Here is a 13966-nt window from a genome sequence, read left to right on the forward strand (position 1 = left end):
CTCGGACGTCCTTTTGGTTTGGGAAAAATTCCTGCTTCCTGTTTGGCCTGTTTGCGGTTATATCGGTTGATCCAATTCTTGATTTGTACCTTGCTTAATCCCAATTGATTCGCGATCTCTTGCCGGGTCGCTCCTGCCTCTCGCAAGGCCAGAATTTCTTCCTCTTTCACTTGGATATGTGTGTATTTTTGTCTGGACATACGAACACCCCCTGTATAGGTTTATTTCCCTACACAGGGGGCGTTTTGTCTATTGTCCGTTTTTACTGGTTCAGTTCATGCTCCCAGGGCTTTTCCTATTTGTTACAGTTCGCAGCTGCCGCCGTCGCAATGATCGCAGTCTTCCTCGATCTTGCCGACGATGGGTTCCGGGTCCACACCCTGGCGGCGGTAGTAATCCGCCAGAGCGGCCTTGACCGCCTGTTCCGCCAGCACCGAGCAGTGGACCTTCACCGGGGGCAGGCCGTCCAGGGCCTCCACCACCGCTTTGTTGGTGAGCTTGAGGGCCTCTTCCACCGTCTTGCCTTTGATCAGGTCGGTGGCCATGCTGCTGGTGGCGATGGCTGCGCCGCAGCCGAAGGTCAGAAACTTGACGTCCTCGATCACGTTGTTGCGGATCTTGAGGTACATCCGCATGATGTCGCCGCACTTGGGGTTGCCGACTTCGCCGATGCCGTCTGCGTCGGGCATCTCGCCCACGTTGTGGGGGTTCGCGAAATGCTCCATCACCTTTGCGCTGTACATACTTGCCATTTTACTTTTCTCCCTTCCGGCTGAACTGGCGGGCGGTGTTCTGCCCCTGCAGCCACATACAACTCATCGCACGGCGGCGGGGAATCACTTCCTCCAGCACGTCGCACAGGTATTTTGCTTCTTCCATGGTATTCTGGGGCCCAAAGGTGAACCGCATGGACCCGTGACCGATCTCCTCGGGCACCCCGATGCTTTGCAGCACATGGCTGGGGTCCAGGCTGTCCGAGTTGCAGGCGCTGCCGGTGGAGGCACAGATGCCGTGCATATCCAGATCCAGCAGGATGGTCTCGCCCTCCAGGCCGGGGAAGCTCAGGTTCACATTGCCGGGCAGACGGGGCGCGCGGCCGCCGTTGAGCCGGGCCTCCGGGATGCTGGACAGCACCCGGTCGATCACATAATCCCGCAGCTGGGTCTCGTGGGCCATCCGCTCCTCCAGATGGGAGACGGCCAGCTCCAGCGCAGCGCCCATGCCGGCGATGCCGGCCACATTCTCCGTGCCGGCCCGGTGACGGCTCTCCTGGCCGCCGCCGTCGATCAGGTTCTGGGGCCAGACGCCTTTGCGGCAATAGAGGGCACCCACGCCCTTGGGGCCGTTGAACTTGTGGGCGCTCATGGACAGCAGATCCACCCCCAGCTCCTGCACATCCACCGGGATGGCGCCCACCGCCTGTACGGCGTCGGTGTGGAACCAGACCCCGTGTTTGTGGGCGATCTCGGCCAGTTCCTTGATGGGCTGGATGGTACCGATCTCGTTGTTGGCCATCATGATGCTGACCAGGGCGGTATCGGGCCGGATGGCGGCCTCCAGATCCTCGGGGCGAACATAGCCCTCGGGGCTGACGGGCAGGTAGGTCACCTCAAAGCCCATCCGCTCCAAAGCCCGCATGCTGTGCAAAACCGCATGGTGCTCGAAGGCGCTGGTAATCAGGTGGCGCTTGTTCTGCCGGGCCTTGGTCAGGGCCGAGCCCTTGACCGCCCAGTTGTCCGCCTCGGAGCCGCAGCCGGTGAAGAAGATCTCCGCCGGGCTGGCGTGGATGGCGGCTGCCACCTGGGCGCGGGCCCGGTCCAGAATCTCCTTGGCCTCGTAGCCGATGCTGTAATGGCTGCTGGGGTTGCCGCAGGCGCCGCTCAGGGCCTCCACCACCACCGCCAGCGCCTCGGGGGCGCAGGGGGTAGTGGCAGCGTTGTCCAGGTATACAATCTTTTCAGACGGCTGGAAGCCGCCGTTGCTTCTATTTTCCATAGGTGGTGTTCCTTTCCTGGAAATCATCGGCCGGGGCTGCCGGCCTGTTGCTCTCTACGGGAATGTTATACCGCACAATCCCTATCAAGTCAATAGGGATTTGTTTTTTTGTGATTGAATCACAGAGGCAGCGGCTCTCAGCGGCCCTTGCCCAGCAGTTTCCCCAACAGAACCTTCCAGCGCGGGTAACCCCAGCGGGGGTCGGCCTCGAAGTCGTCCGCCAGTTTCCAGGGGAAGTGCCCCTCGTCGAAATAGAGATTGCCCGCCTCATCCACCCGGGTCAGCTTTTTGGGCAGGTAGTCCTCGTCGTAGTAGCTCTTGCGGCGGTTGGGCAGGGCCCAGTGGAGGGTTCCGTCCGGGTCCATTCCCTCGGCCCAGACCCCAAAGACGAAGGTGGCCGCCTCGCCATAGCAGTGCTGCTCGAACCGGATGCGGCCGTCGTAGTAAAACTTGACCACCTCCAGAGTGCCGGATTCTTTTTTGCCGTCCCGGCCCAGGGTCGGGCGATAATCCTGTTGATAGCGGCAGCCGCAATGGCTCCCGGCAAAGGTTTTGGGATCAAAGGACATGTTTTTCCCCTCCTGTTTCAGACATCCCAGTTTTTAGATCGGGCTTTTAGAAACGGCCCTCGAAATCTCCCTCGACCTCGTAGGGCCAGTTGAGAATGCCCCCCAGGTTGTACAGGTTGGTATAGCCCATCTGTTCCAGCCAGGCGATGGCCTGGGCGCTCCGCCGTCCGGTGCGGCAGTAAACCAGCCAGGGGGCGTTTTTGTCGGGCATCATCTGGGCGGCCCGGGCCTTCACCTCGCCCAAGGGCAGAAGCAGGGCCCCGGGGATGTGTCCGGCCCGGTATTCATCGGGCTCCCGCACATCCACTGCATGGGCCTTGCCCGCATCCAGCAGCCGAACTGCGGCCGCCGGGTCAATTCTTTGATTCATAAATTTCATCTCCCTCGTTTCAGTCGCCCCACCCGGCCCGGCCGGGCGGAGGGCGGTGGGTGCGATCCTTCGCACCATTTTATGATAACAGAGGTTTTTTGGTTTCACAAGGCTTTTCAAAGCCGGAATGGCGTGTTATACTGTGTGCGGAAAGGGGGAAGGATATGAAATTTTCCACACGAAGCCGTTATGCTCTGCGCCTGATGGCAGAATTGGCCTGCTGCGCGCCGGACAAACCGCTGCCCCTCAAGGAGATCAGCGAGCGGCAGCAGCTCAGTTTAAAGTACCTGGAACAGATCGTCACCCCGCTGGCCCGGGCCGGGCTGGTGAAGAGTGAGCGGGGCAGCCAGGGCGGCTACCGCCTGGTGAAGCCCGCCGCAGAGTATACCGCCGGAGAGATCCTGCGGGCTATGGAGGGCAGCGTGGCCCCCATCCCCTGCCTGGAGAGTGAAGTCAACGAGTGCCCCCTCTGCGGCCAGTGCTTTACCCTGCCCTTCTGGACCGGGCTGGACGAGGTCATCAACCAGTATATGGACAGCGTCACCCTGGCAGATCTGGCCCACAGCCTGCGCAACATCCAGGACCCCGATGGCCAGAACCCCAGCGCCGGCTGCTCTGCCCTGAAAAATAATTAAAAAAGAGCTTGACATTTCCGACAGGCTTTTGTATAATAATCAAGCATCCAGCGGGATGCGAGATGTATAGGGGTATAGCTCAGTTGGTAGAGCAGCGGTCTCCAAAACCGCGTGCCGTGAGTTCGAGACTTACTACCCCTGCCAGAGCACAGTGCAAAAGCACTGTGCTTTTTTGTTTTGTCCCGCCGCTTGCGTCCAGGGCCCCGGCCTGTTACAATAAGATCACCGGCCCCCCGGGGCAGAGGATTTTTGGCATAAAGGAGCCGCGCTATGGACATCGAATATCTGCTTTTGCTGCAAAACTTCCGGCAGGCCACCGGGGATTTTTTCACCCCGCTGATGGAAGTTATCACCGAACTGGCGGCCAGCCCGGTGCTGATCGGGCTGGTGGCCTTTCTCTACTGGGCGGTAAATAAACCCCTGGGCAGCTTTCTGATGCTGAACTACACCGGCAGCACCCTGCTGAACCAGACCGTCAAGCTGGGGGTCTGCGCCTACCGCCCCTGGGTGCGGGACAGCCGGATTCTCCCGGTGGCCAGCGCCATCGAGGATGCCACAGGCTATTCCTTCCCCAGCGGGCACAGCCAGAGCGCCACGGCCTACTATGGCAGCATCGGTCTCTGGTTCGGCAAAAAACACCGGTGGGTGGCCTGGGTCATGGGGGCGCTGATCCTGTTGACCGGCTTTTCCCGGAACTATCTGGGGGTACACACTCCTCAGGACGTGGTGGTGGGGATCGGCCTGTGCTGCCTGTATCTTTTCCTGAACGCAAAGCTCATGGCCTGGCTGGAGAAAAACCCGTCCAAAGACTGGATTGTAGCCTGCGTAGGCAGCGGGCTGGCTCTGGCGGCGGTGGCCTTCTTTTTGCTGAAGAGCTATCCCATGGACTACCAGAACGGCACCTTGCTGGTGGACCCGGCCATCATGATGGAGGATGGCTTCATGGCCGCCGGGATGGTTCTGGGGTTCTTCCCCGGGTGGCTCATTGAGCGGCGGCTCATTCAATTTTCCACCGCCCGGGAGGATCGCTCCCCCGCCCAGTACCTGCTGTCGGTTCTGGCTCTGGGGCCGCTGCTCGCCATCTACAAGCTGCTGCCCGACCTGATGGCCCCGGCGGTGGGGGTCTGCTGGGCGGAGTTCATCGCCTGCGCACTGCTGGCCTTTTACGGGATGGCCCTGGTCCCGGCCCTGATCCGCTGGATCCAGACCCGGCGCAAAAAAACCTGATTTTCGCTTTTCCCCCGCTGCAAAGCGGGGGAATTTTTCTGTCCGGGGCAAAACCCCCGAAAAAATCTCCCGAAATCCGAAAAAAAGTCTTGACAACCCCCGGGCCATGGGGTATAATAGCGAACGTTCCGGCGGTCACGAACCCGTCCGGCAGACAAACGCATGGCCCGGTAGCTCAGTTGGTTAGAGCACCAGCCTGTCACGCTGGGGGTCGTCGGTTCGAGCCCGATCCGGGTCGCCATGCGCTGCTATAGCTCAGTTGGTAGAGCGCATCCTTGGTAAGGATGAGGTCTCCAGTTCAAATCTGGATAGCAGCTCCATTGCAAAACACCTGAAGCTTTTACGCTTCGGGTGTTTTTTTGTTTTCCCCGGTGAAACCGGGTCCTATCTTTCCCTGGCAGACTATGGTAGAATGGAACCAGCGAACCCCGGCATCCGGGACTGAATCGGGAGGTATCCTATTATGAAACGAAAATATTTCGTCGGCCTGGCGGGCGCGCTCTGTGTGCTGGCCCTGTTGGCCGGCTGCGCTGCGAAGTCGAGTTCCAGCTCCACCGCCTCCAGCATCACGGTCCAGCCGGATGAGGTCACTCTCAGCCAGCAGCTGGAAAAGCTGGCCGGCGGCGAATACGCTCCCCTGAAGGAGTTTGTAGATGCGTCTCTGGCCAAGGCCACCCCGGCCCAGGCCGGGGAGATGGTTCAGGCCTTGATCCTGGCCTCAGAACGTCAACTGACCTCAGCGGCAGAGTACATCTACGGCGATAACCGGGCGGAGATCCAGGCGGCGATTCTGGCCGCCCTGCCCGAGGCCCCCACTGAAACCGAGAATCTGAGCACCCTCTGCGCCTCCGATAAAGAGGCCCTGCTGGACAAAATGCCGGAAGGCGAGATCAAGACCCAGCTTTCGGCCTGGATGGAGATGGGGCTTTGCCTCCACAACGCCGAGGGTACCTACTTCTTTGTGGTGGACTACCCCGAATATCTGGCGGAATACGGACAGACGGTAGACGGAGCCACCGCCGACTTTTTGACTCTGGCCGCCGATGAGGTCAAGGCCCCCACCCTGGTGGAGGAATATCTCTCGGTAGACGTGGAGACTCTGGGCCAGCGGGCTCTGGCCTACGAGACTTTCCTGAGCCAGTACCCCGACTTCGCCCTGGCGGACAAGGTGCGGGTCTACTGGAACGGCGCCCTCTCCAAGATGGTTTACCCCACCCTCTACGATCAGCTGGTGGACGAAGCGGGTCAGGCCTCGGCTGACCTGATGGCCCTTTACCAGGAGCTGGCGGGGCAGACGGCCTGCCCGGTGCTCCAGAGCACGGCCCAGTCCATGCTGGACTTCATTGCAGCCCAGCCGGACCAGAGCCTGGCCGACAGCGACCAGGTAAGCCAGAACGCCTCCGCCCTGGCGGAAGAGGCCCGGCAGATGGCCGACGAGCTGTACGGTCCCCTGCCTCAGTAACCATAAAAGATACAATAAACCCGCCGGGCGGCTGCCATTCTCAGCACCGCCCGGCGGGTTTTCTATTGTGATTGTTCCAAGATCAGCCCGCGGCCTGGGTCAGGGCCTCTACCACACGGCGATAGGCCTCTTCCAACCGGGGCATCTGTTCCGCCGCGGCGGCCAGGTCGCCGCCCCGCAGGGTGTCCGACAGGATCGCCGCCTGGGCATAGACCTCTTTCAGAGAGAGGTTGCCCGCCACCCCTTTCAGGGTGTGGGCCGCCGTAAAGGCCCCCTCGGCGTCCCCGGCCGCCAGGGCCTGGCGGAGATTTTCAAAGTTTTTGTCCTGCGGGAACTTGAGCAGAAACCGCAGCATCAGCCCGTCGTTGTTCATAAACCGGGCGGCGGCCTCTTCCAGATCAATGCCCGCCTGTTCCAGCAGGGCCTTTTTTTCCTGTTCCATGGGTTATTCCTCCTTTTTTGCCGGGTCAGCCGGGTGACCGGCGGCTGCCCGCTCCTGAATCACTTTCTGGAGCACCCGGCCCAGCAATACAAAATCAATGGGTTTGGCCACATGGTCGTCCATGCCGGCCTGGGTGGTTTTGTTGATATCCTCTGCGAAGGCGTTGGCCGTCACCGCAATGATGGGCACCCACTCCGCATCCGGCCGGTTGAGGGCTCGAATCGCCCGGGCCGCCGTACAGCCATCCATCACCGGCATCTGCATATCCATCAGGATCGCATCAATGGAATAGGGCGCCGACGCCGAGAAGGTCCGCACCGCCTCCTCGCCGTTGACCGCCGGCACCACCTCGGCCCCGCACATGGACAGGACCTCGGTGCCGATCTCCATATTCAGCTCGTTATCCTCTGCCAGAAGGACCCGGCGTCCGGCCCAGTCAAAGGCAGGTTCCTCCACCGGGGCAGCCGGGGCGGGCGTCTCGGGGGCGGCAGTTTGGACCGCCTTCAGGGGCAGGGTGACGGTGAACCGGCTGCCCTCTCCCAGAACACTCTCCACCGCGATTTCACCGCTCATCTGCTGCACCAGGCTCTTGACGATGGGCATTCCCAGGCCGGTGCCCACAGTGGGCTGGAGCGCAAAGGCCGTCTCCCGGCTGTATGGATCAAACAGGTGCTCCAGGAAGTTGGGGGTCATCCCGATGCCGGTATCCTCCACAACAAACTGGTATTTGCTGTGCTGCTGGTAATCGAACTGCCGCACCTCCAGCTGGATCTGGTCGCCGGGGTTGGTGTACTTGACGGCGTTGGTGAGCAGGTTGTTCAGCACCTGGGCAATCTTTTTGCAGTCGCCCACCACCCGGGGATTTTTCAAATCCAGGCTGAGGGTGAAGGTCTTGCCGTCGGCCTGGGCCTGATCCCGGAAGATCTCAGCGTTATTTTCCAGCATCCGCTGCAAATCGAACTCGCTCTGCTGAAGATCCGCTTTGCCCGCTTCCAGCCGGGACAGCTCCAGGATATCGTTGATGAGGGTCAGCAGCTGGCTGCCCGCAAAATCAATTTTGCGGATATAATCCCGCAGTTTGGCGGGGTCGTCCTCCTGCTGGCACTTTTGTGCCAGGCCGCAGTACCCCAGAATGGCGTTGAGGGGAGTACGCATATCGTGGGACATCCGGTTGAAGAAGTTGGACTTGGCCCGGGTACTCTTTCGGGCGGCGTCCAGGGCATCCTGCAAGAGGATCATGTGCTGCATCTGCTGGCGGCGCTCCACATCTACATCCCGGAAACAGAGAATCACTTCATCGGCTGCCACAGCCTTGTTGTACAAGGTGCGGATGTTCACCCAGCGGTAAGCGTCCCCGAACCGGCGCTGGTAGTCGCCGCCGTAGTCCGCAACCCCCTGCTGCACCCGGCGGCGGATCTCCTCCAGAGAGAAACTCTTTTCAAATTCCTGGTAGGTGCTGGCCTTGACGTGTTCCCGGATATGGTTCAGCAGGCAGCTGTAATCCCCCCGGGGAGGCAGGACCCCCTCGGAATCCTCGTACATTTTGACCGTCTCGTAGCTCTCCTGCTGGAAGTTCACCCGGTAGATGGCGTAGAAGGAATCCCCCAGTATATGGATGGTGTCATCCGCCCGCCGCATCCGGTGGCTCTGGAAGATATCCCGGATGGTCAGCACCGACAGCATCAAAAACATCAGAAAGGCGATGCCCGCAATGATGTACACCGTCAGGTTCTGGTCCCCGAAGAGGATGGAGTTCAGCGGGATGGTCAGAATCACCGTCCAGCCCGTGTCCATTTGGTAATAATAGATCCCGCGCTGTACGCCGTTCAGGTCCTTGAAGGAAGCGTCGTACCCCACCACAGAGCCATCCCGAATGCCGGAAATCAGAAAAGCGGCATACTGCTGCAAATCCGCCTTTCCCTCATCCCAGGGGGTCATGGCATACAAGAGCGAACCGTCCCGGTCGCACAGGTAATAGGAGAAATTCTCCGGTTTGCTCTCGGTAAACCGGTGGAGCCGGGCTCGTTCCAGGTAGACATCCAGGGCCAGCACATCCCCCGGCTGTTCCAGCTCTACCGAAATGGTCATCACCTGCTGCCCGGTGATGACATCCCGGTAGACATCGCTACTGTACACCTCCTGGTGGGCCGCCAGCGCCCCCTGATACCAGTCGGTGGAACCGTAGTCGTAGTCCTGATCTCCCTCCCAGGGGTTGGCCTCGATCAGACGGCCATCCACCACCGCATAGGGGTCTACAATGCTTTCGCCCAGGATCTCCGCCAGTTTGATAAAATAACCCTGGAGAAACTCCTGAATTTCCTGGTCGGAACCCCCGGAAGCGGTGATCTCATCCACATAGGAGGCTGCCAACAGGGTAGTCTGCCGCAGACTGCTCAGGCTCATTTCCTCTTCCATGGCGTAGCTTTTGGCCAGGGCCATGCCCATATTATCCGCATTTTGCAGCAATTTGGTGCGTACCAGCAGGATGCTCAGCACCAGCAGAACCGCTACAAATACCAGCATCAAAAAGCTCAATAATCCGCTGGAGGCTTTCGGCAGCCGGTAAAACTTGCTTTCCTTCGATTCCACATCGCATCTCCTTCCCCTCGCCGTCGCGCCGGGCGGCCCCCACGCGCAAAAGGCGTTGCAAGGTACTTATTTAAATGGCATCCCCAGTATACCATGTTTGGTTAGCCATGTAAACCGAAAAGCCCGGCAGGCCGCAAAGCGAGTCTGCCGGGCTTTATAGGACTGCGGGTTATTCCGCCGCGGCATCCCGCCGCCGCAGATACCCCAGAGCCAGGAGAACAAATACCCCGGTATACCCCAGGGCCGAGAGGAAAAAGAAGGATAAATCTAGCTCCATCTGGGGGTTATTGGCCCGCATCCCCAGGCAGAGCAGAGAGTAGGGAAAAGCATATCCCCACCCCTGGGCGGTGACCATCAGACCCAGGATGCCCCCCGCCAGCCCGAAAGCCACCGGCGGGGCAAAGGCCCGGATCACCATGCTGAAAAAGAGCTGGACGGCACAGACCGAGATGCCCCCCAGCGCCCCAAAAAGCAGCCACCCCGGCAGCTCGGGAGGCAGAGAGCCGGAGAGCCCCGCCAGCTTGCCGCTGAGAAGGTACAGCCCCCCGATCCACCCCTGGGCCAGAAGGGACACCCCGGCGGCCAGAATCAGTTTTGCGGCGTAGAGGGCGCCCACCGGCACCGGTGCGGTGAGGAAACTGTTCCAGTTGTGGTCGGCGTGTTCCAGCCGCCACTGCCAGCCACAGAACACCCCCAGCAGCGCCGGGAGAAAGAACACCGAGGAGAACAGGGTGTGCTGGCCCCAGAGGCTGTACCAACCGTTGTCCAGCACCTCGATGTTGGCCAGATAGTTCCCCGTCCCCAAAAGGGCGGGGAACACCGGCAGTACCAGAAACGCCAGCCAGACCGGGGAACGGCGGCATTTATACAGTTCCGCTTTCAAACAGCGCAGCAGCATCCTTTACACCTCCTTTTTTACAAACAGGGTCCGGCCCGCCGCCAGGAACACCGCCGCCCAGACCAGCAGCAGCGCCAGATCCAGGGGCATGGGCCACTGCCAATAGAAACGGGTCACCCGGGTGGTCTCGTTCCAATCCATCCCCACCAGGGACAAAAGGCCGTAGTACCCCCAGGGCACCAGGCGGATCAAAGCCGGCGGGAACAGCATGGAGAGAATGCCCAGAAAACTGCCCGAGATGCCGCAGACCAAGGCGGCGGCCTGGTTGGCGAAGTAGAGAGAAAGCCCCTGCTGAAGGGCGTAGACCATTATGGATACCGCCCAGGAGATAAGGGTAAACAGCCCGAACCGGCCCCAGGGCACCCCGCCCGAAAACCCGAGGGCCACCCCCAGGGCCAGGAACACCCCCGAGCGGATCGCCAGCAGAACCCCCAGCACCAGGGCGCCCCAGCCCAGTTTGGCCCCGTAGATCCGGCCCGGCGCGGCCAGGGTTTCCAGCAGTTTCCAGGTGCTGCCCTTGTGTTCCAGCTCACAGCTGCGGCTGGCCAGGGTGGCCACACTGAGGGGCAGAACGATGGCGTCGACCAACGCCAGATTGTAGAGAAGAACCATCCACCCCTGCTCCAGGTCCCCGGCGTCCTGACGGGCCAGAAACACCCCCATCCAGAGCAGTTCCACCCCCAGCACCGCGGCACAGACCAGGGGGATCTTCCGGCGGCGGCACTTGTAAAATTCCAGTTTCAAAAGGGTCATAAGCTCGCCGCCTTTCCCGTCAGCTCCAAAAAGATTTCTTCCAGAGTCTTTTGCCGTTCTTCCAGCCGGAGCACCCCCAGCCCCTGCTCCCCCATCCGGCGGGTGAGCCGGGCGGCCTTCTCGTCCGGGAGAATCGGGAGAATCAGATACCCCGCCTCCTCCTGCCAGGGGACGGAATGTTCCTTCAGAAGGCGGCGGGCGGCCCCGTTGTCGGTGGTACGCAGGGCCAGATGGTGACGGCTGCGGCCGTGGAGGGCCGCCAGGCTGTCCTGGAACACCAGCTCCCCCTCCCGAATAATGGCCACCTGGCTGGCCATTTGGTCGACTTCGCTCAAAAGATGGCTGGACACCACCACCGTCATCCCGAACCGGCCGGGCAATCCGCAGATCAGCTCCCGCATTTCCTGGATGCCCGCCGGGTCCAGGCCGTTGGTGGGTTCATCCAGAATCAGCAGTTTGGGGTAGCCCAGCAGAGCCGCCGCCAGGCCCAGCCGCTGCTTCATGCCCAGAGAGTAGTGGGCCACCTTTTTGCCCCGCTGGCCGTCCAGCCGGACAATTTGCAGCGCCTCCTGAATGTTCTTCTCCGGCAGACCCCGCAGGGTCTGGACAATCCGCAGATTTTCCTCTCCGGTCAGGTGGCCGTAGTAGCTGGGGCTCTCGATCAGGCTCCCCACCTGCCGCAGCACCGGCAGACGGTTGGCCGCTTTCATCTCCTGACCCAGCACCTGAATACTGCCCGCCGTGGGATGCACCAGCCCCAAAATCATTTTCAGGGTGGTGGATTTCCCCGCCCCATTGGGCCCCAAAAAGCCGTAGACGCAGCCCTCGGGCACCTTTAAATCCAGATGGGCCACCCGCAGAGCGCCCCCGTATTGTTTGCAAAGATTGTGGGTTTCGATGATGTTCATGTGCAAGACCTCCTTGTGGCTTCCACTATACCAGCTCGGCCTTACGCACCCATGAAGCTCACCTTACGATTGCCTGAAATTTCCCCCGACCAGCTGGACGGGGCAGGGACTTTTTTCTATAATGAAACCAGCCAAACACAAAGGAGGCCGAAGCCATGGCCTATCGTATTTTAATCGTGGACGACGAGCCCGCCCTCCAGAGCATGGTGGGCGAGATCCTGGCCCAGGCGGGCTATGCGACGGCGGCGGCCCTCTCCTGCCGCCAGGCCCTGGAACAGTTCCGCACTTTCGCCCCGGATGCGGTACTGCTGGACGTAATGCTGCCGGACGGGGACGGGTTTACCCTTTTGGGCCAGCTGCGCCAGGCGCGGGATCTGCCGGTGCTCTTCCTCTCGGCACGGGACGAGGACGAGGCCCGGCTCCACGGGCTGGGCCTCGGGGCGGACGACTATATCACCAAACCCTTTCTGCCCCAGGAGCTGCTGCTCCGGCTGCGGGCGGTACTGCGGCGGGTCTACCGGGAGGAACCCCAGACCTCCCGGCTGGGGGAAACAGAAATCGACTGGGGCAAGGGCAGGGTCCGCCGGGGCGGCGGGGAGATTCCCCTCACCGCCAAAGAATTTGCCCTGCTGAAAAAGTTGTGGGAGGCCCGGGGGAACATCGTCACCATCGACGCCCTTTGCGCCGCCCTTTGGGAGGGGCCTCTGGTAGGGTACGAGAACACCCTAATGGTCCACATCCGCCGTCTGCGGGAGAAGATCGAGCCAGACCCCTCCCACCCGCGCTATCTTTTGACGGTGCGAGGGCTGGGGTACCGGCTCCAGCGGGAGGCCCGGCCATGAAACTGCGCAGCCTGCTGAAAGCCGCCCTGCTGGTGGCGGGGTCGGCCCTCTTGATCGCCGCCGTGTCTTTGCTGGGGATCATTTTCTTTCTCTACCACAACTCCGGCGGGGGCCAGGACTGGAGCGCCCCGGTGTCCGCCATCTCCGAGACCCTGACCCCCACGGGGGCGGGGTATGCCTTCACCGGGGAGGCGCTGCTGGAGGAGGACCGGTGGGCCATGCTGCTGGATCGGGAGGGCCGGGTGGTCTGGTCTTTCCGAAAGCCGGAGGAACTGCCCGGACAATATACCGTGGCCGATGTGGCTGCCTTTACCCGGTGGTATCTGGAGGATTATCCGGTCCAGTGCTGGGTGCGGGAGGACGGCCTGCTGGTGGTGGGCTCCCCCAAAGGGAGCATCTGGAAGCACGACATCGCCATGGACACCGAGACGCTGCTTCAAACGCCCTTCTGGTTTTTGGGCATCTTTCTGCTGGCTCTGGGGGGCGTGCTGGGGCTGGCCTGGCTGGCGGTGCGCCGCTGGTTCCGGCAGGACCAGCGGGTGCGGGACGCCGCCCGGTCGGGGTGGATCAACGGGGTTTCCCACGACATCCGCACCCCTCTCGCCCTGGTGATGGGCTATGCCGCCCAGCTGGAAACCGCCTCCGACCTGCCCCCTCAGCGCCAGCGCCAGGCCGCCGCCATCCGGGCCCAGAGCCAGGTGATCCGGGACTTGGTGAACGACCTGAATCTGACCATGCGGCTGGACTGCGAAATGCAGCCCCTCCGGCGGGAAACGATCCAGCCCGAGGCTTTTCTGCGGCAGACGGCGGCGGATTTCCTCAACGGAGGATTGGCCGAGGGGTTCGACCTGGAACTTGATCTGCCCCAAACGCCCCTGCCCGCTCTCGAGGCCGACCCCTTTTTGCTCCGGCGGGCGCTGAATAACCTGCTGACCAACTGCGTGCGGCACAATTCCCCCGGCTGCCCCCTCTGCCTGGGGGCCCGGGCCGAGGGCGGGCAGCTGGTGCTCTGGGTAGCGGGGGGCGCCGGAAAGATCCCTCCCCCTCCGGCCTCCCCTGCCCCGGCCCTGGAACCGGATGGTTCCGCCGCCCACGGCACCGGGCTGCGTCTGGTGGCCCAGATCGCCGCCGCCCATGGGGGCCGGGCCCGGTTTTACAGCGGGGAGCCCTTCCGGTGCGAGCTCCGGCTCCCGGCCTCCAAAACCTAAAAGCCCGAAAAATTGCTCCCCGGGCCCGGTTCTGCTATAATAGACCCTGAGAGAAAAAGGGGCAGAAG

General features: G+C 61.7%; 15 protein-coding genes and 3 tRNA genes. 8 read left to right on the plus strand and 10 right to left on the minus strand.

Annotated features, from left to right (window positions below; genetic code table 11):
• The 5 genes from JCM17207_RS08525 to JCM17207_RS08545 form a co-directional block, all read right to left on the minus strand.
• Positions 1-200, minus strand: a 200-nt coding sequence (locus JCM17207_RS08525) for a helix-turn-helix domain-containing protein (RefSeq protein ID WP_238317221.1), incomplete at its 3' end; no start/stop codon positions are given.
• A gap of 102 nt (positions 201-302) precedes the next feature.
• On the minus strand, positions 303-752 hold the full coding sequence (nifU, locus tag JCM17207_RS08530) for a Fe-S cluster assembly scaffold protein NifU (protein ID WP_238317223.1): 450 nt from the start codon (positions 750-752) through the stop codon (positions 303-305).
• 1 nt (position 753) lies between these two features.
• Complete coding sequence (locus JCM17207_RS08535) at positions 754-1995, minus strand: cysteine desulfurase family protein (RefSeq protein ID WP_238317225.1); 1242 nt, start codon at positions 1993-1995, stop codon at positions 754-756.
• Positions 1996-2132: 137 nt separating this feature from the next.
• On the minus strand, positions 2133-2564 hold the full coding sequence (locus tag JCM17207_RS08540; protein ID WP_238317227.1) for a hypothetical protein: 432 nt from the start codon (positions 2562-2564) through the stop codon (positions 2133-2135).
• Positions 2565-2610: 46 nt separating this feature from the next.
• Positions 2611-2934, minus strand: coding sequence for a rhodanese-like domain-containing protein (locus JCM17207_RS08545; RefSeq protein ID WP_238317229.1), 324 nt, complete (start codon positions 2932-2934; stop codon positions 2611-2613).
• Between the two features lie 164 nt (positions 2935-3098).
• Here JCM17207_RS08545 and JCM17207_RS08550 point away from each other — a divergent pair, with 164 nt between their 5' ends.
• From JCM17207_RS08550 to JCM17207_RS08575, 6 genes are all read left to right on the plus strand, one after another.
• Positions 3099-3569 (plus strand): RrF2 family transcriptional regulator, encoded by a 471-nt coding sequence (locus JCM17207_RS08550; protein ID WP_238317230.1) that lies wholly within the window; start codon positions 3099-3101, stop codon positions 3567-3569.
• A gap of 68 nt (positions 3570-3637) precedes the next feature.
• A tRNA-Trp gene (locus tag JCM17207_RS08555) sits at positions 3638-3713 on the plus strand.
• 126 nt (positions 3714-3839) lie between these two features.
• The gene (locus JCM17207_RS08560) at positions 3840-4796 is read left to right on the plus strand and encodes a phosphatase PAP2 family protein (protein WP_238317232.1); all 957 of its coding nucleotides are present in this window, start codon (positions 3840-3842) and stop codon (positions 4794-4796) included.
• 164 nt (positions 4797-4960) lie between these two features.
• Positions 4961-5037: transfer RNA gene (locus JCM17207_RS08565), tRNA-Asp, on the plus strand.
• A gap of 3 nt (positions 5038-5040) precedes the next feature.
• Positions 5041-5116 (plus strand) — tRNA-Thr (locus tag JCM17207_RS08570).
• A 143-nt stretch (positions 5117-5259) separates the two neighbouring features.
• Positions 5260-6258 carry a hypothetical protein gene (locus JCM17207_RS08575; protein ID WP_238317234.1) on the plus strand — a complete coding sequence of 333 codons (999 nt, stop codon included), beginning with the start codon at positions 5260-5262 and terminating at the stop codon, positions 6256-6258.
• Between the two features lie 82 nt (positions 6259-6340).
• Here JCM17207_RS08575 and JCM17207_RS08580 read toward each other — a convergent pair whose 3' ends face one another.
• The 5 genes from JCM17207_RS08580 to JCM17207_RS08600 all read right to left on the minus strand — a co-directional run bounded on the left by JCM17207_RS08580 (position 6341) and on the right by JCM17207_RS08600 (position 11848).
• Positions 6341-6700, minus strand: coding sequence for an Hpt domain-containing protein (locus tag JCM17207_RS08580; protein WP_238317235.1), 360 nt, complete (start codon positions 6698-6700; stop codon positions 6341-6343).
• 3 nt (positions 6701-6703) lie between these two features.
• Positions 6704-9289, minus strand: a complete 2586-nt coding sequence (locus JCM17207_RS08585) for a hybrid sensor histidine kinase/response regulator (RefSeq protein ID WP_238317236.1) — start codon at positions 9287-9289, stop codon at positions 6704-6706.
• Between the two features lie 169 nt (positions 9290-9458).
• Positions 9459-10187, minus strand: coding sequence for an ABC transporter permease (locus JCM17207_RS08590; RefSeq protein ID WP_238317237.1), 729 nt, complete (start codon positions 10185-10187; stop codon positions 9459-9461).
• A gap of 3 nt (positions 10188-10190) precedes the next feature.
• On the minus strand, positions 10191-10940 hold the full coding sequence (locus JCM17207_RS08595; protein ID WP_238317238.1) for an ABC transporter permease: 750 nt from the start codon (positions 10938-10940) through the stop codon (positions 10191-10193).
• Positions 10937-11848: an ABC transporter ATP-binding protein gene (locus JCM17207_RS08600; protein WP_238317240.1), complete on the minus strand. Its 912-nt coding sequence runs from the start codon at positions 11846-11848 to the stop codon at positions 10937-10939. Before JCM17207_RS08600 ends, JCM17207_RS08595 begins: the two co-directional genes overlap by 4 nt.
• 155 nt (positions 11849-12003) lie before the next feature.
• Between JCM17207_RS08600 and JCM17207_RS08605 the strand changes: the two genes are divergently transcribed.
• Together JCM17207_RS08605 and JCM17207_RS08610 are read left to right on the plus strand one after the other, a co-directional pair.
• On the plus strand, positions 12004-12690 hold the full coding sequence (locus JCM17207_RS08605; protein ID WP_238317242.1) for a response regulator transcription factor: 687 nt from the start codon (positions 12004-12006) through the stop codon (positions 12688-12690).
• Complete coding sequence (locus tag JCM17207_RS08610) at positions 12687-13898, plus strand: sensor histidine kinase (RefSeq protein ID WP_238317256.1); 1212 nt, start codon at positions 12687-12689, stop codon at positions 13896-13898. The genes JCM17207_RS08605 and JCM17207_RS08610 overlap by 4 nt, the downstream gene beginning before the upstream one ends.
• Positions 13899-13966 lie beyond the last annotated feature (68 nt).

Source organism: Faecalibacterium gallinarum (assembly GCF_022180365.1).
Taxonomy (GTDB): domain Bacteria; phylum Bacillota; class Clostridia; order Oscillospirales; family Ruminococcaceae; genus Faecalibacterium; species Faecalibacterium gallinarum.